The sequence below is a fragment of the Halegenticoccus tardaugens genome (genome assembly GCF_004116405.1).
Lineage (GTDB): Archaea > Halobacteriota > Halobacteria > Halobacteriales > Haloferacaceae > Halegenticoccus > Halegenticoccus tardaugens.
In genome coordinates, this window is the sequence record NZ_SDIC01000002.1 from 293,746 (window position 1) to 317,997 (window position 24,252).

At 59.2% G+C, this 24,252-nt stretch carries 18 protein-coding genes and 1 pseudogene; 12 read left to right on the forward strand and 7 right to left on the reverse strand.

Features of this window, described 5'->3' with window-relative positions:
- Positions 1-46 precede the first annotated feature (46 nt).
- From C3L37_RS05660 to C3L37_RS05670, 3 genes are read right to left on the reverse strand one after another with little or no spacing between them, the layout of a single operon-like run.
- Positions 47-1,510, reverse strand: coding sequence for an ethanolamine ammonia-lyase reactivating factor EutA (locus C3L37_RS05660; RefSeq protein WP_129113652.1), 1,464 nt, complete (start codon positions 1,508-1,510; stop codon positions 47-49).
- Between the two features lie 15 nt (positions 1,511-1,525).
- Positions 1,526-2,260: an ethanolamine ammonia-lyase subunit EutC gene (gene eutC, locus C3L37_RS05665; protein ID WP_129113653.1), complete on the reverse strand. Its 735-nt coding sequence runs from the start codon at positions 2,258-2,260 to the stop codon at positions 1,526-1,528.
- Positions 2,253-3,626, reverse strand: coding sequence for an ethanolamine ammonia-lyase subunit EutB (locus C3L37_RS05670; protein ID WP_129113654.1), 1,374 nt, complete (start codon positions 3,624-3,626; stop codon positions 2,253-2,255). Before C3L37_RS05670 ends, eutC begins: the two co-directional genes overlap by 8 nt.
- A 286-nt stretch (positions 3,627-3,912) precedes the next feature.
- On the opposite strand from C3L37_RS05670, the gene C3L37_RS05675 reads away from it, so the two are divergent.
- The 6 genes and pseudogenes from C3L37_RS05675 (at position 3,913) to C3L37_RS05690 (ending at position 8,048) form a co-directional block, all read left to right on the forward strand.
- On the forward strand, positions 3,913-4,479 hold the full coding sequence (locus C3L37_RS05675; RefSeq protein WP_129113655.1) for an FAD-dependent oxidoreductase: 567 nt from the start codon (positions 3,913-3,915) through the stop codon (positions 4,477-4,479).
- 1,185 nt (positions 4,480-5,664) lie between these two features.
- Entirely contained in the window at positions 5,665-6,144 is a 480-nt protein-coding gene (locus C3L37_RS05680) for a hypothetical protein (protein ID WP_129113656.1), read from the forward strand.
- 195 nt (positions 6,145-6,339) lie between these two features.
- Positions 6,340-6,495, forward strand: a complete 156-nt coding sequence (locus C3L37_RS24175; RefSeq protein WP_164974682.1) for a hypothetical protein — start codon at positions 6,340-6,342, stop codon at positions 6,493-6,495.
- A gap of 18 nt (positions 6,496-6,513) precedes the next feature.
- A pseudogene (locus C3L37_RS05685) lies at positions 6,514-6,801 on the forward strand (DUF7344 domain-containing protein); the annotation flags it as partial.
- Positions 6,802-7,533: 732 nt separating this feature from the next.
- Positions 7,534-7,701 carry a HalOD1 output domain-containing protein gene (locus C3L37_RS25675; protein WP_164974713.1) on the forward strand — a complete coding sequence of 56 codons (168 nt, stop codon included), beginning with the start codon at positions 7,534-7,536 and terminating at the stop codon, positions 7,699-7,701.
- Between the two features lie 116 nt (positions 7,702-7,817).
- Positions 7,818-8,048 (forward strand): HalOD1 output domain-containing protein, encoded by a 231-nt coding sequence (locus C3L37_RS05690; protein WP_129113658.1) that lies wholly within the window; start codon positions 7,818-7,820, stop codon positions 8,046-8,048.
- 58 nt (positions 8,049-8,106) lie between these two features.
- Here the strand turns inward: C3L37_RS05690 and C3L37_RS05695 are convergent, their stop codons facing one another.
- Positions 8,107-9,123 carry a DMT family transporter gene (locus C3L37_RS05695; protein WP_129113659.1) on the reverse strand — a complete coding sequence of 339 codons (1,017 nt, stop codon included), beginning with the start codon at positions 9,121-9,123 and terminating at the stop codon, positions 8,107-8,109.
- 124 nt (positions 9,124-9,247) lie between these two features.
- Positions 9,248-11,962, reverse strand: a complete 2,715-nt coding sequence (locus C3L37_RS05700) for a heavy metal translocating P-type ATPase (RefSeq protein ID WP_129113660.1) — start codon at positions 11,960-11,962, stop codon at positions 9,248-9,250.
- 265 nt (positions 11,963-12,227) lie between these two features.
- Here C3L37_RS05700 and C3L37_RS05705 point away from each other — a divergent pair, with 265 nt between their 5' ends.
- The gene (locus tag C3L37_RS05705) at positions 12,228-13,526 is read left to right on the forward strand and encodes an MFS transporter (RefSeq protein ID WP_129113661.1); all 1,299 of its coding nucleotides are present in this window, start codon (positions 12,228-12,230) and stop codon (positions 13,524-13,526) included.
- Between the two features lie 749 nt (positions 13,527-14,275).
- Here the strand turns inward: C3L37_RS05705 and C3L37_RS05710 are convergent.
- Positions 14,276-15,655, reverse strand: a complete 1,380-nt coding sequence (locus C3L37_RS05710; protein WP_129113662.1) for a M28 family peptidase — start codon at positions 15,653-15,655, stop codon at positions 14,276-14,278.
- Positions 15,656-15,859: 204 nt separating this feature from the next.
- Between C3L37_RS05710 and C3L37_RS05715 the strand changes: the two genes are divergently transcribed.
- From C3L37_RS05715 to C3L37_RS05735, 5 genes are all read left to right on the forward strand, one after another.
- Positions 15,860-17,548 (forward strand): ABC transporter substrate-binding protein, encoded by a 1,689-nt coding sequence (locus tag C3L37_RS05715; RefSeq protein WP_228546121.1) that lies wholly within the window; start codon positions 15,860-15,862, stop codon positions 17,546-17,548.
- A 69-nt stretch (positions 17,549-17,617) separates the two neighbouring features.
- Positions 17,618-18,595, forward strand: a complete 978-nt coding sequence (locus C3L37_RS05720) for an ABC transporter permease (RefSeq protein ID WP_129113663.1) — start codon at positions 17,618-17,620, stop codon at positions 18,593-18,595.
- 4 nt (positions 18,596-18,599) lie between these two features.
- On the forward strand, positions 18,600-19,580 hold the full coding sequence (locus C3L37_RS05725; RefSeq protein ID WP_129113664.1) for an ABC transporter permease: 981 nt from the start codon (positions 18,600-18,602) through the stop codon (positions 19,578-19,580).
- Complete coding sequence (locus tag C3L37_RS05730) at positions 19,577-20,614, forward strand: ABC transporter ATP-binding protein (RefSeq protein ID WP_129113665.1); 1,038 nt, start codon at positions 19,577-19,579, stop codon at positions 20,612-20,614. Before C3L37_RS05725 ends, C3L37_RS05730 begins: the two co-directional genes overlap by 4 nt.
- Before the next feature lies 1 nt (position 20,615).
- On the forward strand, positions 20,616-21,719 hold the full coding sequence (locus C3L37_RS05735; RefSeq protein ID WP_129113666.1) for an ABC transporter ATP-binding protein: 1,104 nt from the start codon (positions 20,616-20,618) through the stop codon (positions 21,717-21,719).
- 690 nt (positions 21,720-22,409) lie between these two features.
- On the opposite strand, the gene C3L37_RS05740 is transcribed toward C3L37_RS05735, so the two are convergent.
- On the reverse strand, positions 22,410-23,468 hold the full coding sequence (locus tag C3L37_RS05740; protein WP_129113667.1) for a succinylglutamate desuccinylase/aspartoacylase family protein: 1,059 nt from the start codon (positions 23,466-23,468) through the stop codon (positions 22,410-22,412).
- Positions 23,469-24,252 lie beyond the last annotated feature (784 nt).

The following is a 24,252-nucleotide window of genomic DNA, read 5'->3' on the forward strand; positions in this document are numbered from 1 at the left end:
AGGCTTCCCTTGTAGGAAGCCTCGCCCTTTAGGGCGGGTGAGGATGTCACACTGAGGAATTCTCCCCGAATGCAAGCGATTTGACGACAACAGGAACAGCGTCACCAGCACCGACCGGTTCTCCGATGTCGAGATAGTCCCCTCCAGAGACGACAACTTCGTCGATCAGTACCCGCGATATTGACGGGTGGCAGGTTGTTTCGAGTCGTTGTCCAAGCGCTTTAGCACAGTTCTGTCGAGTGAGGACGATACAGGCTTGATTATCAAGTACCTGTGAGTATACCTGCGCGAGTGCCTCGGCGAGGGTGGTCAGTCGCTCGTAACTCAGTGGAGAAACCTTCGGCAAGTAGAGCACGAACGGCATTCCATCGGCGACGTCGTATATCTGTGTTTCACGGTCTATGCATGTGACTAACTGATTCGTGACGGCGTTTACATTCTGCTCGGCATCGATACTGGGTCCCTCGATGACGGGGAGGTTCTTCACTGGGAGAAGTGACTCGTCGATATCGGTCGTCGTTCCGCTGAACGAGGTTGCGTGCGTACCAGCGCCGATGACGGTCGCTCTAATGTCTTCGTCCGAGGATCTGACCCGAAACGGTCGCCCTTCGATCCGCTCTCGGAGCGCAGTAGCGAGGACAATTCCGAAATCACCAAACTCGAACGGTGAATTATCTGACCGCTCGCTGAACCCCGCGAGCAACCGCCCGACGCCGCCGCTGAACATGACCTCGTCGACGCTCGAATCGACGTAGTCGGACGAGCCGATCGTCACCGACTCCGTGACCGGGCTGAGCGGGCAGCCGCCAATCGTATCGACGATAGCATCGGCCATCACCGCCGCGAGATCCGAGAGCTGGTCGTCCATGGGCTGACTCCCGACGGAAATCGTGATATCCGTGTGGTCGAGCAACCGCGCAGCCGGTTCCGAGATGTGCGTCACGATGCCTGTCTCGTCGAATCTGAGCAGACGACCACCGACATCCAAGCACCGGGTCTCGACGACGTCCTCGCCGGAAAACAGACACATATTGGTGGTCCCACCACCGATATCGACGTTGAGTACCGGCCGGCCCGTTGCCGCGGCGCGCGCCGCAGCACCGGCGCCTTTGCCTGCGAGAATTGCCTCTAGTTCTGGCCCCGCCACCGCGACGACGAAGTCACCTGTGTCGTCGGCAATCCGCGCCACTAGCGTTTCTGCGTTCTCCTTGTACGATGACTCGCCAGTGACGATGACAGCACCGCTATCGATCGAATCCGGAGGACACGCCGCGCGCGATAGCTCCAAGGTGACCAGTTCACTGATTCTCTCAACGTCAAGCGTCTGTTGGTCGAGGAGCGGCGTCTCGTAGATTTTGCCCTGATAGATGATTCGCGTATCGACGATTTCGACCCCAAGGTCACCGATGGTCGACCCCTTGACCGTCAGTTCGCTCACGACGACTTGCGTCGTCGTCGTGCCGATATCAATACCGACACTCGTCAGCGTCGATGGATCAGTTCCAGCCATGGGCACCCCTGGAGGTCACGCGAGATCGACCCCGCTTGCCTGTGCGTCGTGAATCGTCTCGACGAGATCGACGATTTGGGCACCCGCTTCGACCGCCGGTATCCCATCGGCGTGGATGTTCGAGATAACCGATTTCTTCGCCGTCGGTTTGCTCGGCAGTGGGTCGTAGACGAGATATGCGCTTAGACTCTTGGCGGTGTTCAGGCCTGGTCGCTCTCCGATGAGGTTCACGACGACATCCGCACCGAGCGTCTTCCCAATCACGTCCATCACATCGACGCGGCCGAACCGCACGAAGAGGGGCTTCCCGACATCGAACCCCCGATCTTCGAGACCGTGAGCGAGCGTCGGCAATAGGTCGGGGATGTTCGCTTCGACGGCCGTCGAACTCAACCCGTCGCACACGACGATCTGCACGTCAGGGTCGAGCATGCACGCGTCGCGGATGGTCGACCGGGTCTCCTCGCTGAGTTGCCGTCCTAGGTCGGGCCGTGCGAGGTACTCGTCCTGGTCCGTGATTCGGCTCTGAATCGCAAGCAAACCGTTCTCCTCGATGACCTCGTTCGGGACCGTGGTGAGGACCGCATCACGGGCCCGAGCGTGGTCTGCTCGAAACGAGAGGACAGAGGAGGTTCGAGGACGCGTCCCGCGCCGTCCGACCCCGAGACGAGAGGGGCTTTGACTCACGATACGTTCGAGTGCTACTTCATCGTCCGGGTCGTCGATGTGGTGTGGTCGGGAATCACTCATCTGCTCGCTCCAGAAAGTGTGTCGGGTCGCCAGCGTGCGCCGTCAACCGTCCATCCTGCATGATGCCCATCTCCTCGAGCCACTCCTCGAACTCGGGGGCCGGGCGCAAATCGAAGACATCCCAGAGCGCCGCAGCGTCGTGGTAGCTGTTCGACTGGTAGTTGAGCATCGTGTCATCGCCCATCGGGACGGTGATGAAGTAGTTCGTACCGGCGGCCGTCAGCAGGACAGCCAGGTTCTCGATGTCGTTCTGGTCGGCCTGGATGTGGTTGGTGTAACAGGCGTCGATCCCCATCGAGATGCCAGTGAGTTGGCCCATGAAGACGTCCTCGAGCCCGGCTCTGATGACCTGCTTCCCGTCGTAGAGGTACTCCGGCCCGATGAACCCAACCACTGTATTCACGAGAAACGGGTCGTACCGCTTCGCGAGGCCGTAACAGCGCGCTTCGAGCGTTACCTGATCGATACCGGCGTGGGCGTCGGCCGAGAGTTCGGACCCCTGACCGGTCTCGAAGTACATAACGTTCGGGCCAGAGGCGGTGCAGTGTTGTTGTCCGAATTTGTACGCCTCGTCGAGGAGGTCGACGTCGATACCAAAGCTCTCATTCCCCGCTTCGGTTCCCGCCAGACTCTGGAATAGGAGGTCCGCGGGCGCGCCGTTCTCGACGGCTTTGAGTTGTGTCGTGAGGTGCGAGAGCACACAGTTCTGTGTCGGAATGTCCCACGTCTCGATGAACTCCTTGGTCACCTCGAGCAGTCGCTTCGTCTGCTCGGCGGTATCTTCGACCGGATTCAGCCCGATAACGGCGTCACCGACTCCGTAAGAGAGTCCCTCTCGAATCGAGTGACGGATGTTCTCGATGTCGTCTGCAGGATCGTTCGGCTGAAGGCGAAACGAGAGTGTCCCCTCCGTCCCAATCGTGTTGTTGCACCGGGCGGTGACCTGCATCTTCGATGTCGCTTGTATCAGGTCCAGGTTGGACATGATCTTCGCGACGGCGGCGACCATCTCGCTGGTCAACCCGGGACGGATCTGGTCGATATCTGGTTCTCGGGTCCGGTCGTCAAGGAGGAACTCTCGTAGGTCGGCGACTGTCCAGTCTCTGATTCGGTCGTACACCGTCTCGTCGACCGCATCCTGGATCACTCGAGTCACTTCGTCGTCGTCTGGTACTGCAGGCGAGTCTCGGAGTGTTTCGAGCGGGAGTCGACTGAGCGCGTCCTTCGCGGCGACCCGTTCGGCTTCGGAGCTCGCCGCAATTTCCGCGAGTTGATCGCCGGTCTTCTCCTCGTTGGCCTTCGCAAGGAGCTCTGCGACCGAGTTGAAGTCCCGTGACTTTCCTGTGATAGATGATGTGTAGCTCATATACATTCGTGGTATTGTTCTAACGGTTTAGTAAAGGTATGCAGCTTCAGCGTCGGTGACCAAATCACTCATCTTTCTTAGGAGGAGTGCGTAGACACTAGGCAGCGTGTGGATGAGACTTTCAGTTCACGGTGGAGTATCTGTGAGGTAGGAAAGGTCGAATGTCACAATAAATCTGAGTTTGTGTTCATTTAACTGATCAACATCTGCCAGCTGCATATTTAACGCTGATTCGCCGACTAATAAAAAGTGAATTTTATTTGGGTCCTACGACTACGTGGAACACATGGCAGACGTTATCGTCGTCGGTGGGGGTCCCGCCGGTCTGAGCGCCGCATTATTCACGAGCAAGAACGGCCTCGAGACGACGGTGTTCGACACCGATAAGACGTGGATGCACAAGGCTCACCTGTTCAACTACCTCGGCATTCGTTCAATGGACGGTGATGTGTTCATGCAGCGCGCCCGTGAGCAGGCGACGAAAGACCACGGCGTCAACTTGAACGAGGGTGATGAGGTCACGGCCGTCGAGAAACGCGACGGCGGGTTCACAGTCTCTACCGAGGAGGACGAGGACGACGCGGACTACGTCGTCCTCGCGACGGGCGCGAACCGGGGTCTCGCCGAGAGTCTCGGGTGTGCATTCACTGACGAGGACGTCGTGGACGTGGACGTAACGATGGAGACGAGCGTCGAGGACGCCTACGCAACGGGTGCGATGGTCCGCGCGGAAGAGTGGCAGGCTGTCATCTCCGCCGGCGACGGCGCCGCAGCGGCACTCAACATTCTCACTAAGGAGAAGGGTGAGCACTTCCACGATTTCGACGTACCGAGCGACGTCGCCGACCAGTAGATGGACTGGTCGGGGTAGACTGGTCAGCTACCCACGACTACAGTCGTGGGCTTGCGGCGGCGTCTCGGCATGGACTCATGCCGACGAAAGCCGCTTGTGGCGCAGGGCCAGACGCCAGTGGCAATTTAATTAGCCGTAACCTCCACTCTACCCCGCAACCGAGGTCACGGGCGACGGAGAGGCACATGGCGTCACGTTCGCTTCGGTGGTCTGGCTTTCGGGGTCGGCTGACCACGACCCATCCATGCCGAGAAACGCAGCGTGGCCTCGGTGCCGCGCCAGCCCTCGCGGACTGTCTGTGGCCCGTCATGGACAGTCTGCATTCGTTGCGCTCGGTGTTAACTGTTCGCATGCGATTCCTCCCACGACTTCAGTCGGGGGATTCCTCGATACCGCGATTTGAATGCTTGATTGTGGGGCTACCTGATTCGAGGAGAGAGTCCCGCCGTTTACGGCGAGCGTGAATCCAACCACTTTCAGCGCGAACCACGTGCTTATGCTGGCCGGGGTCGTCTCTCCGGTAACTCAACGCGGAAAACTGGAGGTGGTTTGGCGTTCCTCCCGTCGGCGTGGTCGATAAGACACCTTCGACCGGACTCGCGTCCACCGACGCACCCGCCGAAAGGCAGGTATCAAAAACGCGAGCCTGCCGCGCTTGAGCGTCACCGTTGTGTCAGAGAGGTGACGCAGGTCGATGGCACGACCCGTGCTCGGACGCCTCGAAAGGGTCGTCCGGGGGCATCCCCCAACTCCCTCGTGGACGACGGGGATGCACGGTGCAAGGAGATACCGCGTCCCTCGGGACGCCGAAGACGCCACATCCCTCACGGGACTCACGTACTGCGCACAAACAGAGACACCCCGCGCAAGCGGGTGGATTTGCCCCCGTCGGACGCCCCGGAGTCCCACGCACCATTTTGCGAGGTGCGATGGCCGGGGCGACCCCGAGCGCGGATGGGGAAACCCCACCGTTCACGGCGGGGAGGATGTCATCACACTCCATCGAGCATGTCCTGCAACTTAGGGGCCGAACCGACAAGGCCGACGACCTGCCCAGTCCATCTCTACAATCTGTCGACTGATTCCGTATCCACACGCCGTCCCGTCGTCTTCGGGTGGGTATCGGAACATTCGGAACCGACACCCATCGGCCTATGTCCCGTCTCCACACAGTATCGACCGTCCATGTCGATTGACTCCACAGAACTCACGTCCAAGACGATGGCACGTCAGGGCGAACATTCACTCTGCGAACACTGTGGCGATTGTCACCCTCGCTGGGAATACACGGAAACACTCGAAGACAGCCTTCCACACCTCACGTGTCCAAGCTGCGGCGGGACGTTCAGCTACTGGACGCATCTCGACGTCCACACTGGGCTGTTCGTTACGATCAACAGATACCGCCACGGAGACCACGCCGCGAACATGGCCCAGGCGATCACTCGCTACGAACAGGGAACCCGAGAACTCGTGGCCTTAGATGCCGAGTGCACCAGAGCCCTCTACTGTAACACTGCGGCAGAGACACTCGTTGCCGTTGAGTTCAACAAACATGGTGTGTCCAAATCTGGAGAACGGGTTGCAGACGTGAGTGACGCACGCGCGTGGATCGATGCCTTCGGAGATGATCTTGCGTGGATCCATCCACGGTATCTCGACTAATGCAGAAGACCCTCCGAGAAGCCACGCTCTGGCCGTGTTGAACCTCAAGCGGTCTTTAAGATGGGTGGGTGCGTTACCACGCAAAAGGGATTCACTACCGACTGAGTATGTGCTAGGAGCTCATAATCCGCACACCTGGAACCGTATTGACACGTAGAGGCAAATTTTTCTCCACGTCACACCAACCGAGGAGGTATGACCGACGACTCGGAGCAGCCAGAAAACGGGGGAAACCTGCAACGAAGCGTCGATGACTACATCCGGAGTGCTCACTCGCCTCCTGCAGAGATCTTGGAGTTAGATTTCGTCTATGAGGCACTCGCCCACCCGAGACGGCGGTACATCATCTAGTCGCTCCTCTCGAGCTCGCGCTGGACGCTCAAAGAGTTGGCGACGGAGCTCGTCGCCTGGGAACGTGACATCCCCGAAGAGGATATCACAGCCACCGCTCGCGACGAGATGTACGTCTCGTTATACCACACTCACGTCCCAAAGCTGGTCAATTTGGATATTATCGAGGTCGAGGACGGCGAGACTGAAAAAATACTCGTCGCGGACAAAAACGCCGTGCAGGTGCTCGCCGTCCCCGAAGGGGCAGGAGCGAGTCTTGACGCCGCCCAAGAAACACATGCGCAAAGAGACTACGAACAGGGATAAACACGACCAAGAATAAGAAAACTCACAACCAGGAGTGACGCTAGTGGACGAGAAACCAGCCGATTCACGTCCTTCACACGAGACCGACCACACCGAACCCAAACCCGCACCCGCCGACAGGCGAATGGATGCTCCAACGCCCAGAGAAATCTCTGATGGTGATGGATGCTGGACCTTCGTGATACAAACTCACTATGACCCTACCGAGCCTCGCGACTTAACCACCCTGATTATGAGTGCGATCACTGAGACCGAGAACGTCTCACTGACCAACATCACGCACCCACGATTATACGAACTAGTGGATGTTACAGGATTTCAGGTGAGACAGCCCACGACTTGAGTCGTGGGATGAATCGCCGTCATCGTCTCCTTTCAGTGTGTGGCATAGTCTTAGGTGCTCTCCGCGCGGTTCTCTGTACATCCGACGCGGCACGTCCGCGCTCATACTGGGACAATCGGACACATTCGGACCTCCCGACCGAGGCTCGACGGTACCCCGTCGGAATACCTCACGTCAGGTACCGACGCTACATCCCCAAGTACCTCCGAATCCGTCGACACACCTCGTAATCCACTTGGAAACGAGTGGAGTAGTGGTGTTGAGGATAGGAGTAACGGCCGTTTGGCCCGGCCAGCACCTCGTTGGTGTGCGAACCGTACCCATCCTAACTCAACGGGCCGTCGCTCGTGGGAATCCCACGACTGTAGTCGTGGGAGGAGGTCAAAACCATAGAACGTACTCTCTTCGACCGCTCTGAGACGGTCGAAACCAACACGGACGCGACCGTCGAATTCCAGTACAAGCAATACAAGGTGCGCGTCGAAGCCGACGGCTGGGTAACTGTCTTTGATCGCTCCACGGAAGGAGCGACTGACGGAAAAACAGAGAAGATGTGAAGCCAAGGAGGTGAAAACATATCAGACGAAAGTGGGCTGGACTCACAACTGACTCGTTTCCACGGCTGGAGAACCTCGTCAGTCGGTATCACTATAACCGAGATGAAACGTTCGATTTGACGGCTGCCATCCTCAAAGCCGTCGCCAAAGCCGAAAGGGTTGACATCCTGTCCATCACTGGATCGCCGCTCTTGTACGACTCGGTTGACGCGGTGGCTCTCGAAAAATCCCTGTTTACCGGTTCGACGAGTGCTGTCCCTCGAGTAGTCCAGTTTTCATTTTACGACTATGAGATCACCGTTGAGAGCGATGGCTGGATTCAGGTGTATGAGCCAACACGTGAGTGACTCTCGCTAACTTGTCCAAGTGGACGTAAACCGCGTCCACCGATCTGATAATTGTCCGTCACCCACGAGGAGCTGATTCGCAGACGTGCTCGTCGCCGTGATCGGGTGGGACGGGTAACCCGCGCAGTCTTCGAACTTCGTACTCGAGGTTGCGTCGCTCGACGAGGCCGAAGCCGACGACGATGACTGCGAAGCCCAAGACGGTTCGGATGGGGATCGCCTCGCCGAGGACGACCGTGCCGACGCCCGTGGCCACGAGCGGCACCGAATAGCTGATGAGGTTTGCTCGAACCGGCCCGGCGCGGTCGATGAGACCGTAGTACGCTGGGAACGCAAGCGCCGTCGCGGGCAGACCGACCCAGAGAACGGCGACGAGCGCCCGGAGCGTTGGGGTGACGTCGGTCGGCGATTCGCCCATCAGCAGGCTGAGCCCGTGGACCAATCCAGCGGCGAGTACGAGCGCCCACGCCGTCATGCCGAGACCCGGGATCGAGCGATCGGTCCGGCGCAGGAGGACGCTCCCGAACGCCGCCGCGACCGCAGCACCGCCGACCAGAGCGACGCCGAGGGCGGTCTCTTCACCGGTCGTCGAGAGTGAGTTCAATCCGACGATGATCGCCACGCCGACCACGCCGAGCAGGATGCCGACCATTCCGACGAGGTCGACGCGCTCTTCAGGCAACAGCGCCAGCGCAAACAGCGGTGCTAGGACGGGAACGAGGCTGAAGATGACCGCGGCGGTCCCGGTGGTAAGGTATTGCTGCCCCGAAAAGAGGAGCGTGGCGTTCAACCCTGACAGGAAGACGCCGGCGATCGCGACCGCGATCACGTCGTTTCGGGTGTGCGGCCGCCAGTAGCCGCCGCGCCGGTAGACGTACGCGAGCAGGACGGCCGCTCCGATGTCGTAGCGAATCGCGGCGAAAAGCACCGGCGGGAGATCGACCAACCCGGCCTTGATGCCGACGAAGGCGGTACCGAAGGTCAACGAGGCGACGACGAACAACAGGAGTGTCCGACGACCCGATTCCGTTTCCGCTTCGTCCTCGTTCGCGGTCCGGCCGCCCGTGGCACTCATACTATTCGTACGCCAACCGAGCGCATAAGGGTGCTGAGGGGAAGCTCCACCGGAAACACGTTTCGTCTCGCTCACCGCAGCGGCGATTCGATCGTACGCGCTGGGGCACGCGACGGAAGCGTGATCAGCGCCGGAATACGCCGAGCAGTTTGTAGTCGTGATCGGGGGTGTACCGACGGAACAGCAGGCTGTTGGTCAGGACGGACACGCTGGAGAACGCCATCGCGGCGGCCGCCAGAACCGGCTGGAGCAGCCCGAGCGACGCAAGTGGAATCAGCGTCGCGTTGTACCCGAGCGCCCAGCCGAGATTTTGCTTGATCTTCGCCAGCGTCGCGTCGGAGATTCGAACCGCCTTCACCACGTCGAGTGGGTCGTCGCGCATCAGCGTCACGTCGGCCGCTTCAATGGCCACGTCCGTTCCGCTCCCGATCGCCGTGCCGACGTACGCCACCGCCAGCGCCGGTGCGTCGTTCACCCCGTCGCCGACCATCATCGCGCGCCGTCCCTCGTTTTGAATCCTCCCGATGGCCTCCGACTTGTCCTCCGGGAGCACCTCCGCGCGAACGTCCTCGGGGCCGATGCCGACCCGCTCGGCGACGGCGCGCGCGGTGCGCTCGTTGTCCCCTGTGATCATCAGCACGTCGACGCCGCGCTCCTGCAGCGCGGCGACCGCCCGCGCCGCGTTCTCCTTGACCGTGTCGGCGTTGGCGACGACGCCCGCGAGTTCGCCCTCGTTCGTGCCCACCGGCACACGGGCAACGAGCATCGCAGTCTTCCCCTCGTTTTCGAGGCGTTCCATCGTCGGCTCGGCCGTCGACGGATCGACGCCGTTGTCGCGCAGCAGCTTGCGGTTTCCGACCAGCACCTCCCCGCCGTCGACCGTTGCTCGGACGCCGTGTCCCGGGACGTTCTCGAAGTCTGCAGGGTCACTCACGTCAAGGCCGCGTTCCGCGGCTCCCCCGACGATGGCGCGGGCGAGCGGGTGTTCGCTCCCGCTCTCGGCCGTCGCCGCGAGCCGGAGCACCTCGTCCTCGGAGAGGCGGTCTCGCGCGGCGAGTTGGCCGCCGTCCGCCGTCGGATTGCGACCACCGGTCTCCGCGCCGGCGGCATCCGCCTCGCCGTCTCCGCTCCCCACGTCGCCGCCATCACCCCTCGCGTCGCTGCCGTCACCCCCCGCGTCGCCACCGTCGGTGATCGCTCCCCCCTCGGCGTCAAAGGCGATCACGTCGGTCAGCTCCATTTCGCCCTCGGTGAGCGTCCCCGTCTTGTCGAAGACGACCGCGTCTACGTCCTTGGCCCGTTCGAGAACGTCGCCGCCCTTGAACAGTACGCCGTTTCTCGCCCCGATCGTCGTCCCGACCATGGTCGCGGCCGGCGTCGCCAACCCCAGCGCGCAGGGACAGGCGATGAGCACCGCGCTCGCGAAGACGATGACCGCGAATTCGAACGCGGAAAGCGCCGTCGGCCCGCCCCCGACCAGCCCCCAGACCGGTAGGGCTCCGACGAAGCCGACGAGCGCCTCGGGGAAGAGGTACCAGACCGCCCCCCACAGAATCGCGTTCAGGATGACGGCGGGGACGAAGTACGCCGAGATGCGATCCGCGAGGTTCTGGATGTCCGGTTGACGGGATTGGGCCTCCTCAACCGTCCGGACGATCTGCTGGAGCGCAGTGTCTTCCCCAATTCTCGTCGCCCTGACGACGAGGACGCCGTTCTCGTTGACCGTCGAGCCGACGACCTCGTCGCCCTCGCCCTTCTCGACCGGAACGGACTCGCCGGTGACCATCGACTCGTCGACGGCGCTCTGACCCGCTACGACGACGCCGTCGGTCGGAATCCGCTCCCCGGGTCGGACTTTCATGTGGTCGCCGACCTCGACCTCCTCCAGCGGGATCTCGGATTCGTTTCCGTCGTCGTCGACGACGGTGGCCGTCTCGGCCTCCATCTCGAGGAGCTTCCGCAGCGCGTCGCCGGCCTGTCCCTTCGAGCGCGCTTCGAGGTAGTTCCCCAGCGTGATGAACACGAGGATGAGCGCGGCGGTGTCGAAGTACATCCCGCCGGCGACGAGTCCGAGTAGGACGACCACGCTGTAGAGGTACGCCGTGGACGAACCCAGCGCGATCAGGACGTCCATGTTGGCGGTCCCGTTCTTCGCGAGCGCCGTGTAGGAGTTCCTGTAGAACTGCCAGCCGAGCACGACCTGAACCGGCGTCGCCAGCAGGAACTCGACCCACCCGAACTCTACGCCGAGGATTGTCTCCGGCAGCACCGCCCCCCCGAGCAAAAACCGCTCCACGATGAAGAACAGGAGCGGGGCCGAAAGCGCAGCCCCGAACAGCGTCAGCCGGAGCTGCTTTCGGACCTCGACCCGGCGCGCGGCGTCACGTCGATCTCGATCGGACTCCTCGCCGTCACCGCCGTCGCGAACGGGCGTGTAACCGGCGTTCTCGATCGCATCATAGAGATCCTCACGGGAGACGTCCCGCGGGTTGTACTCGACCTGCGCCTCGTCGGTCGCGTAGTTCGCCTCCGTCTCGACGACGCCGGGCACGGATTCGAGCGCCCGCGCCGTCGTCTCGGCGCAGTTCGCGCAGGTCATATCCGAGATGCCGATCGCGGCCGTCGCCCGCTCCGCCCGGTACCCAGCGTCGTCGATCGCGCGGTAGATCTCGACGAGCGAGACTCGCTCCGGGTCGTACTCGACGGTCCCCTCGTCCGTCGCGAAGTTGACGTTCGTCTCGAAGACGCCGTCGAGCGAACGTAACGCGTCGGTGATCGTCCCCGAGCAGTTGGCACAACTCATTCCCCGGATGTCGAGTTGCGTTTTCCGCGTAGTCATTACACTAGACGAGGCGTCCCTCATTCATGCGGTTTGTTCTTTAGAATGGTAGCGACGTACGACCCCGTACTTTCGAATCAAAAGCTGATTCCAGATATGTCTTCCAATGGGTCGTCCGATCCGCGTTTCGCCGCGGGAACGAAGACGACGACGTGCTCCGCAGACGCGAGGTCGCGATCCCCATTTCGACGGATCCTTTCCGGATTATATATCAGGGGGCGGTCCCGAATCCATACCGGAGCACGGTCAGTGTGAGGAGTTTCGAATGACGTCGAATCGGTTGGTCGTCGACTCGCAAGTGCTCGCCCTAGCGCTCGCTCGGATGACCGAGTCGATCGGCAACTCGTTTCTGATCGTGGTTCTCCCGCTTTTCATCGGAAGCGAGTTGATAGCCGGGAGCACGTTCGGGTTGACCGAGGTCGCCATCACCGGCATCGTCCTCTCGCTGTTCGGGTTCGTCAACAGTCCGCTACAGCCGATCACCGGGCGGCTGTCGGATCGACTGAGACGACGCAAGATCTTCGTCCTCGTCGGTCTGGTGCTCATCGGAGCCGCGAGTTTTTCGTATTCACTGGCGTCGACCTACTGGCACCTGTTCGTCCTGCGCGTGTTACAGGGGGTCGCCGGTGCGTTGATCATTCCGACAACGGTCGCGCTCGTCAACGACCTGGCGACGTCGTCGAACCGCGGCGGGAACATGGGTCTGTACAACACGTTCAGACTCGTCGGATTCGGCGTCGGACCCGTCGCGGCCGGATTCGTGGTCTCCACCGGTCCTTACGAACTCGACCTCGGGGGGATCCGAGTCGGATTCGGGGGGTTCGACGCGGCGTTCTACCTCGCCACGTTTACCGCCACTCTCAGTTTCCTCCTCGTGCTGTTTTTGATTCGGGACCCGGAGATATCCCCGGCGACGGAGCAAGCTCCGACGGCGGAGAAAAGCGAGTCGACCGACGGATTTTCGATCTTTGACCGAACGGGTGCGGGAACGCTCGACCCCGTCTTCACCCTCGGCGTCGTCTCGTTTTTCATGGCGGTCGGAATCGCCATGTTCGCGACCCTGGGCGATATCATCAACGCCCGCCTCGATCAGGGTCCGACGCTGTTTGGCCTCCAGTTTGCCGCGTTCGTCCTCGCCCAGATACTCCTGCAAGTGCCGATCGGTCGCGCGACCGACTTCTACGGCCGGAAGGGCTTCATCGTGATCGGGATGGTCCTTCTCGTGCCCACCACGCTCGTGCAGGGGTTGCTTTACGACCCCTGGCTGATGTTCCTGGCCCGATTCGGGCAGGGCGTGGCCGGCGCGATGGTGTTCGCGCCCGCCCTCACGCTGGCCGGCGACCTCGCACCCGACCGGCGATCCGGATCGACGCTGTCGGTGTTGACGATGGCATTCGGATTCGGTGTGGCCTTCGGGCCGTTGCTATCGGGATTTCTGGTCGCGTTCGGCTTCGTCGTCCCGTTCGCGTTCGGCGCGGTCCTCGCGGCGGTCGGCGTGGTGCTCGTCTGGACGCAGGTCGAAGAGACCGTCACGCCGCGACGTTCGCCGTTTTGGGCGGATTGATCGTGAGGCGCTGGTTGCGATCCTCATCGAGCGCCGAGTTCTCGGTCGAGGACGTGGCGTCGGTCTTGGCCATTGACATCCTCCTGCGCGTTTACGCGCAGGAATCATCCGAACATATTATTCCACAGACTATTCCATAGAGTTACAATACTGGTCGAAGACACTACTGGTTGCAATGTTAGATAGTGGGGTTTTTTCTCATTGCAGGAGTTAAAACCCCGTCCTTCAGGGCGGGGATACAGCGCCGTCTTTGGGTGCGAAACAGTTACAGAGATTCCCGCCGTCTTCTGAGTGTCGGACGAATACAACCAACACACCAAACAACAGAGCGGAAGGAAACCCCTTCTGGCGCGTCCGAGTGCGACTCCAAGCAAGTAACTCCGAATCTGGCGACGACGTGTTTCGGTTCCGCCGGAACCGAAACGGCGGGTCCGAACACGGTGAGGATAGGAGTACCGGTAGTGTGGTGGTTCGAGACGGCTTCGCCGTCTCGTCATCACGAAAGACGCGGAGCGTCTTTCCGAACGACACTGCCAGCAGTCCACCAGTACCCTCACGGGACTGCGCTCGGAGATTCCAACTCCGACTGCGGTGGTGGAGTGCACACCTGCAAACACCCAATTCAGCAGAACCGGTCTGTGGGAAGCCCCGCCGTTTACGGCGAGGAGGATGTCACGCGCTAAAAAAGGACAGTGAAAGGGGAACACTGTCCGCAGGGATCAGCCTACTCGGTAAGTCGCCCCGGGCGGCTACAGCTCGTTCTCCCAAGGCCAGTCTTTCGCTTCCCCCCACGGCCACGACTCTGTCGCCTTCATCCCAACGTCGAATCCCTCTTCCACACAGTTTTGCCTTATCTCCTCAGCGTCGACGTGACTGACTTCAACATCGCGCTGGGCGAGTCGCGCGATGCCTGCGGCGCAGAGAATCGACAGATCGCGCAGGTCGCGCACGTCAAGTTTGTCGAGTGTATCGCCATGAGTGTGGCCCCACCCGCGCCCGCTTTCGTCTGAGGAAGATCGTCCTTGGACGCCCGCGACGCCACGCTGGACGAACGGCCAGTGATCGCTATTTGGTTGGATCTGGTCTTCGGTGGTAATGGGAATTCCGTACTCCTCGCTGACAGTGTTGAATACGTCGGCTATCGTTTCGAAGCCGTGACTGTGGATTTCGAGGTTCCGAGAGTAGCCTGCGCCGTCGATATTGACGATGCATTTCACATTGTGTAAGTCGTGGGTGTGGGTCCAGTAATACGACCCGTACAGGCCGGTTTCCTCGGCCCCGAAGACGACCAGGCGAACTTTCGTTTCCAACTCGTCTGCGACCCGCACCAGCATCTTCCCGACTTCGATGACCATGGCAGTCCCGAACCCGTTGTCGTTGGCGGCCGTCCCTACGTCATGTCCGTCCACGTGCGCCGTGAACAGCACTTCTTCGTCTGTGTCGGGACCAACGGTCCCCTCGACGTTGTGCGAGGTGCCGCGGCCAACCTCCGACATGACTGACAGGGTTGCCTCAACAGCGTCGTCATCGCAGTAACGCTGGAGTCGTGCGCCGATTTCTTTGCTCGTACCAATAGCCGGAATCGGCCCCGGTCCGTTCACGGCCCCGACGTTTCCTGTCGGTGGAAGTGCACCTTCGACGTGGTTGTAGAAAACGAACGCCGCGGCACCGGATTCAGCGGCGTAACGGTATTTTTCCGACCGGTGGACCCACCGACCGTAGTCGTCGGGGGTGAGACTGGACGCCATCGCAATGTCTCCCGAGAGGTCTACGGTCTCGAAGTCTTGGGGGAGACCGTATCCCATATCCACGAGTTTACCCGTCACCTCGCCCGATGGCGTCCCTGGCAACTCGACAAGTTCGTGCGACTGATCGAACGTTGTCTCTCGGTCGCCGTGAGCCACGGTGAGGCTAGCGTCGCCGCGCCACCAGGCTGGTATCGGAAACGCGTCCAACGAAACGTTGTCCAGCCCGATTGCCTCGAACGTCTTGGACACTCGGTCCGCACCGAGTCTTTCGCCCTCGTGACCCGGCATTCGGTCGTTTAGGTCCTCCAACTCGGTCAGGAGTTCCCATCCGACCGTACTTCGGTAGGCGTTTCCCACGACCTCGTCTGGTAGTTTGGTCATCGACATGTAGTGTGACATGGTTTCACAATAGTCTTCCTATTTATGGCAATATCAATGGTGATATAGTACAAAATATGTATCTAAACGGTTATAACTCGGATTTCACCGCTTTTGAAATTATATTTTAACTATTTCGTTACAATATTGTATACGTGACAAAGTCACCGGAAATATTTTGTAGGTCGGTTCACGATAACAGGTATCATGAGAGATGATAACACCCAAATGAAACGTCGCCGCTTTCTGAAAGCGACGACAGCGGGTGGAATCGTAGGTATGACGGCCTTGGCCGGTTGTTCAGATCAAGGCGGCGATGGGGCCGGTGGAGATAATACGGGCGGTGGCGCCAACAATAGTGGTCCAGGTTCAGGTCTTTCTACGTATACGTACGTGAACAATGCACAGAGCTACAACCCACCTAGACACGACGCGATCAATCTCATCGCGGACCAATTAAACAAGCTCGGGCTGGACGTGGAAGTCGACGTGCTCGAATGGGGCACGTTGTACAGTCGAGTGTCTGAAGAGTATAACTACAGCTTCGCGACGTGGCACACGTTTTTCGTTTCTGAACCGGTGATGGAGTTGAACAACCTGTTTAATTCCGAGAACACGGGGGCGGGTCAGGGTAACTATTCCGGCTACGAAAACCCCGAACTCGACAAGATGATGGCGAACTACCTGGCCGAACCGAATAGCGATACCCGAGTTGAGCTGGCTCACAAGATTCAGCGGACGCTGATGGACGACGTGCCGACAATGCCCATCACGCAGATGCCACAGGCGGCCATCTACAATAAGAATCAGGTTGGAAATTGGGAGGCGGATCTTGCGAACGGGTTCAACTCCTATTGGACCATGATAAACCTCGAGATGAAGGGCGGCGAGGACACCCTGAAGGGCTATTGGCCAGAGACACTGTCGACGATGAACGTACTGGGCCACAACGACGAGAGCAAGCACGTCTACCAGTTCAACGTGATGTACGACTTCTTGGTCCAAATTAACAATAATGCTGAACCTGACCCCGAGGTCAGCCTCGCCACGGATTGGAACCGAGTCGACGAAACCACGATGGAATACACCATCCGAACCGACCACTCATGGCATGACGGTGAGAATCTCACCGCCGAGGACGTAGCGTTCACATACAACTATATCAACGAGAATGAGGTGCCCCTGTACTCTACGCAGTCGGAGTATATCGACAATGCCGAAGTGATCGACGAGGAGACGGTTCGAATCAATATGTCTGAGCCGCTTGGTCCGTTCAATCTCGCAGTCGCGAATCTCATCCCCATTATTCCCGAGCATATGTGGGCTGACCGCAATAATCCGAGCCAGGCGAACATTCAAGAGCCGGTCGGTAGCGGTCCAATGATGTTCGACTACTGGGAGCAGGGAAGCGAATTTGGATTATCGAAGTTCACCGAGCACTTCGCGCCCGTCGATTTCGAAAAGCGGTTCTGGCGCGTTATCCCCGAGGCGTCCACGGTATGGGAAAACCTGATCAACGGCGACCTCAACTACGAACCGTTCGGTCGCATCGACCGTAGCCTCGATCAAAATCAAAACAACGAGAACATCGGTACGACGTTTCAGACCGCTCCAACGTTCTGGATGTTCACTCCCAACGAGCGCGAAAAGGGCCTCGGCGACAAGCAGCTTCGGAAGGCGATGGTCGAGACGATTCCGCGGACGCCCATCGTCAAGCAAATTCTATTCGGCCTCCCAGATCCCGGGTTCAACATCGTCTCATCAGCGTTCGGTTCGCTCCACACGGAGGACGTGCCCACGTACAAGGAGAGCCGAGAGGCAGCTCGGAACCGACTCAAAGAGGCTGGCTACACGTGGAACGACGATGGCATGCTCCAAGCGCCAAGCAACGACTGACCGATGGTGACCCAACTTCAATGTGGTCGTTCACATAAAGCAACGTAAACACAATAACAGTACAATAATATGGGAAAAGCGAATTTTGTCATAAGGCGCATACTCCAACTCATTGTGACGCTTTGGGCGGTCGGAACCGTGCTATTCGGGTTGTTTCGGCTCATGCCCGGCGACCCGACGTCCTACGTGGTCTCCTCGCAGATGACGCAGGAAGCACGCCAACAGATTATCGCGAGCTACGGACTTGACCAACCACTGCACGTTCAGTACATCAAGTTCCTCGAGAACCTACTAATGTTGGAGTTTGGTCGGTCATTCCACTCGAACCAACCGGTCACAGATGTCATCACGACCTACCTGCCGAACACGCTCGTGCTCATGCTGACGGCGTTCATTGCGGCTTACGCCATCGGTATCACGCTCGGTGTGTTATCGGGCTGGTATCGCGGCTCCCGGTTCGAGCGGAGTGCGGTCATTACCGCGCTGACCGCACGAAGTGTTCCTACCTTCTATGTAGGGTTGATCGTCCTGTGGATATTCGGTGCGGGCCTCGGCGTCATCCCGATGAGTGGCATGACCAGCCTCGGTACCCAAAACACGGGGTTTTGGGAGATGGTGTTCTCGGTGGACTTCCTGCATCATCTCTTTGCCCCGGCGTTGGTGCTGGGATTTTATTTCATGGGATATCCGCTGCTCATCATGCGCTCTAGCATGCTCGAAGTGCTCTCTGAGGACTTCATTGACGTCTGCCGCGCGAAGGGGCTGAAAGAGCGGACGATCATGTTTAGACACGCCGCGCGGAATGCCTTGCTGCCCATCGTTACGGCTGCGGCCATCGCTCTCGGCTACGCCGTCGGTGGAAGCGTCCTTATCGAGACGGTGTTCGCGTGGCCCGGCCTCGGTCGGGAGATGGTCCGAGCAGTGCTTCGGCGGGACTTTCCTGTCGCGCAAGGGACGTTTATGGTCCTCGCTTCGACCATCATCGTTCTGAACTTCGTCGCCGACTTGGCGTACGGATACCTCGATCCGCGGGTAACCTACGACTAAAATAATGGCTCAAGAAGAACAAACCAGACAGTCGATATTCGCCGACCTCGACGGCAGTTCATCCGACGAGGATATCAATAAGTGGCAACGGACTGCTCGCCTCTGGCGTGAGACGCTTCACGATCACTGGGGGAAGCTGACCGACGAACTATCGGTCAAGCTCTCGCTGATAACCGTGGCAGTATTCGTTCTTATCGCCATCTTCGCGCCATTCATTGCGACTCATAAGCCGCTCGAGCGCCAATATCAGGGCGACGCAGAGATAATTATCGACAAGTGGGCCGAGCCATCACTTCTTGGTGCCGACAACGCCTATTTCCTCGGGACGACCGCAGAAGGGTTCGACATCTTCAGCCAACTCGTGTACGGCACACGGGCGGCTCTGCTGGTCGGCCTCATCGCTGCAGTGTTCACCGCTGGGATCGGGACGCTCGTCGGACTCATTGCAGGGTACTACGGTGGGAAAGTCGACGATGCGCTGATGCGGCTGGTCGACTTTCTGTATGGAATGCCCTTGCTGCCGACCGTCATCGTCCTGGTCGCGGTACTGGGGCCGAGCCTGTGGAACATCATACTTTCACTGATAATTCTCCAGTGGCGTTCGACCGCTCGCGTCATTCGGTCACAGGCATTGTCACTCCGCGAGCGGCCATTCGTGAAGGCAGCGGAGGTCGCCGGTGCGAGCGACTGGCACATCATTAGCAGGCACCTCGTGCCCAACGTTCTGCCACTGACGTTCCTGTACGGTTCGTTTGGCATCGCATGGGCTATCCTCGCCGAGGCAGGCGTCTCGTTCATCGGCCTTGGCGACCCGAATACTATCTCGTGGGGTACGATGCTCCAAGCTTCGCGGGCGTATTCGGCGCTGCAGTTCGGTGCGTGGTGGTGGTTCGTACCGCCGGGCATCTGCATTGGGCTACTCGTGATTAGCGGCTTCCTCATCGGCCGTGGTTACGAAGAGATAACCAACCCCAAGTTACAATGAGTCTACTCGAAGTCAACGACATCGAAGTCTACTACGAAACCGAAGACGGTCCAGTGCAGGCGGTCGACGGCGTGTCGTTCGAGCTCGAAGAGGGCGAGAACCTCGGCATCGTCGGTGAGTCCGGCTGCGGCAAGACGACGCTCGCCAAGGCGATAATCGGCATCCTCCCCGACACCGGATACGTAAACGGCGGCAGCATCAAGTTCAAGGACGACGATCTCACCACGCTGTCCGACCCCGAGCGCCGCCGTCTCAAGTGGGAAGAAATCTCAATGATTGCTCAGTCAGCGATGAACTCGTTGGACCCCGTGTATACCATCCGCGAGCAGATTGTCGAAGCCATTGAGACACACCGACCAGGAACAGGTCGCGTCGAATCCAACGAGATGGTGACCGAGATGTTCGAACTCGTGGGGCTGGATCCCGACCGTGCTGACGATTATCCTCACCAGTTCTCAGGTGGGATGCGCCAGCGCGCTATGATCGCGATGGCCCTTGTGCTCGAACCGGCACTGATCTTAGCCGACGAGCCGACCACGGCGCTCGACGTCATTATGCAAGATCAAATCCTCAAACGTATCAATTCAATCCAAGAGGAAGTTAACTCCTCAATGCTGGTAATTACCCACGACGTGAGCGTCGTCGCCGAGACCTGCGACCGCGTCCTTGTGATGTACGCCGGGAAGGTGGCAGAGGAGGGACAAGTTGAGGAGATATTCAAGCAACCGTATCACCCCTACACGATTGGCCTAAAGCGGGCGTTTCCAAACATCCGAAAGATAGACCAAGACTTATTATCCATATCGGGTTATCCGCCTGAATTGGTAGACCCACCGCAGGGGTGCCGATTCGCAGCGCGGTGTCCGATGGCGACCGACCGATGCCACGAGGAAGAGCCTGAAGCACACTACACTGACGGCCTGCGATCGTACTGTCACTACGCCGAAGACATCAACACGGAACTGCGACCATACGCCGACGACCCGAGGACGTGGAACCAGGCCGCAGTAGCCCAGGATGTGGGGGACGACTGAGATGAGTGATGATGTACTCCTCAGGGTCGACAGCCTCAAAAAGCACTTTAAGGTCAGTCAGGGGTGGATAGCAAGTCTGATGCAGTCGATCTCCAACGGGGAGCCCGAATACGTCCACGCAGTTGACGGTGTCAGCTTCAATCTCCACGCAGGCGAGACGCTTGGGCTGGCAGGCGAGTCCGGTTGCGGGAAGACCACGACAGGGATGTCGCTCGTGAAACTCCACGAGCCGACCGACGGTGACATCGTGTATAACGACAAAGCGCTCTCTGAGGCTAGTGACGCTGAAATCAAGGAATTCCGGCAGAACGCGCAGATGATCTTTCAGGATCCGTTCGAGAGCCTGAACCCCCGGATGACGGTGTACGATATCGTAGCCGAGCCACTCCGCATCCATAACATCCGTAACGAGACCGCACGCGTCCAGCGTGCGCTAGAGTTCGCGGAGCTCCAACCCGCCGAACACTACTTCGACCAACACCCTCACGAACTATCGGGCGGGCAGCGCCAGCGGGTCGCCATCGCGCGAGCGCTTGTGCTTGACCCCGATTTCATCGTCGCGGACGAACCGGTGTCGATGCTTGATGTGAGCCTCCGAGCCGGAGTCTTGTCGCTGCTTGACCGAATGACCAACGAGTTTGGACTCTCGGTCGTCTACATTAGCCACGACCTCTCTTTGCTCCGACATATGTGTGACCGTCTCGCCATCATGTATATGGGTAAAATCGTCGAGAAAGGGCCGACAGACCAAATAATCGAAAATCCCCAACATCCGTATACGCAGGCACTCATTAATGCAGTCCCTGTGCCTGACCCGGAAGTGGGGCGCGAGCGGGTTGAGCTGCAGGGCGAAGTAGGCGACGTCATCGATATTCCGACTGGCTGTCGGTTCAAAGCGCGCTGTCCAGAGTACATTGGGGATGTCTGCGACAAGGTCGTTCCACCGCTAGAACAGAAGGCGGACATTGACGCAGACCAAGACATCGCGTGCCACCTCTACGAGAGCGCCGACGGGTTCAACCCCCACAACGAGTTACCGTCCAACCGTCGAACAGGCGACGTTGCCACGAGCGACGACGCCGAGTCAGCGCCAGCAATCGACTGATCCTGCGCTCTTCTACTCCCGCTTGCAGACGGACATCAATTCCGTCACCGCGAACCGAAGCTGAGATTTGTGTTTCCCACAGAGCTCGTAAGTACCTTCTGGAGGGCGTCGAGCGCTCAGTCCAAGCGGACTGGAGCACCTCAAATGGTAGTCCATCGAGACGCCGTCGATTTACCTGAATTGCAGGCGGATAAGGCGCCTTCCTCACCGAGCGCTGACGGCGCGAGGAAGGAAGGGATACGCCCGCCGTCTTCGGCTTTCTGACGTGTGCGCTAGCGTGATGTACTATCCCACCAATGCGGTACTGTGCATGATAGTAGAACGGGTTGGGGGTTCAACTCCTCGCACGCACTGCGCAGTGGGGTCAGATAGGCATGGGACGGGCTGAATCGACGCCTCTGGAGACTGCGACCGCTGTGGATTCCGTGTGAATCTGTAAGTCGCGTCGGTGACCGAGGAAGCTCCCACCTCAAGAAGCGAGGGGTGGGTAACCCCGAGCGCGGTAGGTGGGGGTAGTTCACCCCCGTACATCGTATTGTGTAGTCATCGGTTGCGTCCTCAGTCCAAGACGGCCTGCGGCAGCGTTGTCGGTCAAACTTCGGCGTCGTACGCGCGTCCCGTACGGATTGGCGTGGGCCGTACCTTCACTGGCACGATCGCTCGACTCATCGATCGTCTCTACAAGAGCGGTCACACCGGGTGTTTCCGCAATAACGATTCGTCGTCTGGAACTGCCATATCGAGGAGGGGATCGTTCTCGTAGACTGCTACGCCTTCGTAGCGACTGAGGACATATCCTGGGTGCTCGGCTCTCACTTGCGTCTTCGTTTCTCCGTGGGGAGTGACGATATCTGCAACCACCTGTCCCGGTTCAACCGATTCCCCCTCTTGTACCCTGTATCGAACGATTCCTGCCGTGTCTGTGTGTGGATGCACAGACCGTTTAAGATCATTTTCGGCAGGAAGGGTGAATTCTGCCGAGACCGTCACCGGTTCAGCAACCATCCCAGACGCGTAGAGTACGTTGTGCAACCCGCCGACGGCCGCCTCACAGACGTCTTGTTCTACAACGAACCGCCCACCGAGTTCCGGAGTGAACGCCGGAATGCCATCTTCGGTGGCGGCTGCGCCAGTTAACGTATGGTCTAGTGACCGCCGCTTGGTTTCGTCGCAACCAAATTGATTGACGACAGGAAGGCCGAACGCATCAGTGAGTTCGACAATACGGTCACGTAACTCGATCGCTGTCGTTTTCTCTCGGTGATCTCCGTAGGTCACTCGTGGGCGGATCGTATACGGGTACGTCGCGATCCAGGATGTGTGAAGCGAGATAACCGCATCTGCGCTTGCCCTGATAACCTTGTACACGCGCTCACATATCAACCGCTGGACGCTCGGAGGTATCTCGTCGGTTCCACTCTGGAGTCCAAAGTACCGGTTTGGGTCTTCATCGTGATAGTACGAGGTTCGAGCGTTCGTCCGGAGCCCAGATGGGTTCATGATCGGGACACAAACGACGGTCCCTTGAAGCAACTTATCTCGAATGTGGGTCACGAACTCATGTATCGCTGTCATTCCGGTCGGCTCATCACCGTGGATCGTTCCGGTCACCCAGATTGTCGGTCCCGGGTCTTCCCCGTCGACAATGATGACTGGGACCTGTTCTGGTTGCCCTGTCGGTAACGTAGTGACGGACAAGTAGCCAGTAGAAACCTCACCGGGCACTGACTCTGCTGTGCCGACCTTCATAGGTCTCTCAGACGAATAATCGTGCTAGTCTGGACTCTCGAAACGTGCTGTGACTCTTTTGGCAAATCACGCAACCGACTCGGCACGACAGGAGTAGTCCGTTGTTTCTGACTGACTTGTTGTCTTGTATTGGGATAATTCCCACACCGTTTAATAGTGTTTTTATGATACATGGTGGTCGTATTTAGTCGTGTAGTTGGCGTCTTTCTTCTCAGTAATCAATTATACTGATAATCCCCATGGGTGAAAAGCCGTAACGAACTTACATAACACCATCGACTGCTACGCTGATGATGATGTGCTCGTGGGTCATACCTCCTGCAGAAATCATTCCCCTGAACATCTTCTGCTAGTGATCTCTACTACACTGACGCCACCGATGCCGGTCGGAACAGTTCAGGAAGCGTATAAACGACTTCTACGGCCAATTTGGGGCCAAAACTCCCGATGACGTGAATTTCGAGCGCAAGCCTCGCCCTTTAGGGCGGGGTCGAGCGATAGGCCCGGCCCGAAAACCACAAATGTTAGGCCCTCTGGCGTCGCACACGGCGGTAAGCCAATCGCGTAAACTCTCAATCGGGAGATCCGGGGTCCCTCCCGTAGTCGCGCCGTGTCAAAACGCTCCGGGCGTGGATGCGGTTGGGCGAGGTTGTACGAGCGCCGGGGGAAACCGCCGTCGTGTGCCACCTGGCTTGGCGGCGAATTCGCCACCGAGCAATCAAAAACTACCCCATTCGCGGTTGTCCACTCCGCCGATGCGGTCTGGTGGAGTCCGGTCGATGGC

Bases quoted from the DNA above. Each gene is read 5' to 3' on its own strand.
- C3L37_RS05660 (WP_129113652.1), bottom strand. From the start codon at position 1,510: ATGGCTGGAACTGATCCATCGACGCTGACGAGTGTCGGTATTGATATC.
- eutC (WP_129113653.1), bottom strand. From the start codon at position 2,260: ATGAGTGATTCCCGACCACACCACATCGACGACCCGGACGATGAAGTA.
- C3L37_RS05670 (WP_129113654.1), bottom strand. From the start codon at position 3,626: ATGAGCTACACATCATCTATCACAGGAAAGTCACGGGACTTCAACTCG.
- C3L37_RS05675 (WP_129113655.1), top strand. From the start codon at position 3,913: ATGGCAGACGTTATCGTCGTCGGTGGGGGTCCCGCCGGTCTGAGCGCC.
- C3L37_RS05680 (WP_129113656.1), top strand. From the start codon at position 5,665: ATGTCGATTGACTCCACAGAACTCACGTCCAAGACGATGGCACGTCAG.
- C3L37_RS24175 (WP_164974682.1), top strand. From the start codon at position 6,340: ATGACCGACGACTCGGAGCAGCCAGAAAACGGGGGAAACCTGCAACGA.
- C3L37_RS05695 (WP_129113659.1), bottom strand. From the start codon at position 9,123: ATGAGTGCCACGGGCGGCCGGACCGCGAACGAGGACGAAGCGGAAACG.
- C3L37_RS05700 (WP_129113660.1), bottom strand. From the start codon at position 11,962: ATGACTACGCGGAAAACGCAACTCGACATCCGGGGAATGAGTTGTGCC.
- C3L37_RS05705 (WP_129113661.1), top strand. From the start codon at position 12,228: ATGACGTCGAATCGGTTGGTCGTCGACTCGCAAGTGCTCGCCCTAGCG.
- C3L37_RS05710 (WP_129113662.1), bottom strand. From the start codon at position 15,655: ATGACCAAACTACCAGACGAGGTCGTGGGAAACGCCTACCGAAGTACG.
- C3L37_RS05715 (WP_228546121.1), top strand. From the start codon at position 15,860: ATGAGAGATGATAACACCCAAATGAAACGTCGCCGCTTTCTGAAAGCG.
- C3L37_RS05720 (WP_129113663.1), top strand. From the start codon at position 17,618: ATGGGAAAAGCGAATTTTGTCATAAGGCGCATACTCCAACTCATTGTG.
- C3L37_RS05725 (WP_129113664.1), top strand. From the start codon at position 18,600: ATGGCTCAAGAAGAACAAACCAGACAGTCGATATTCGCCGACCTCGAC.
- C3L37_RS05730 (WP_129113665.1), top strand. From the start codon at position 19,577: ATGAGTCTACTCGAAGTCAACGACATCGAAGTCTACTACGAAACCGAA.
- C3L37_RS05735 (WP_129113666.1), top strand. From the start codon at position 20,616: ATGAGTGATGATGTACTCCTCAGGGTCGACAGCCTCAAAAAGCACTTT.
- C3L37_RS05740 (WP_129113667.1), bottom strand. From the start codon at position 23,468: ATGAAGGTCGGCACAGCAGAGTCAGTGCCCGGTGAGGTTTCTACTGGC.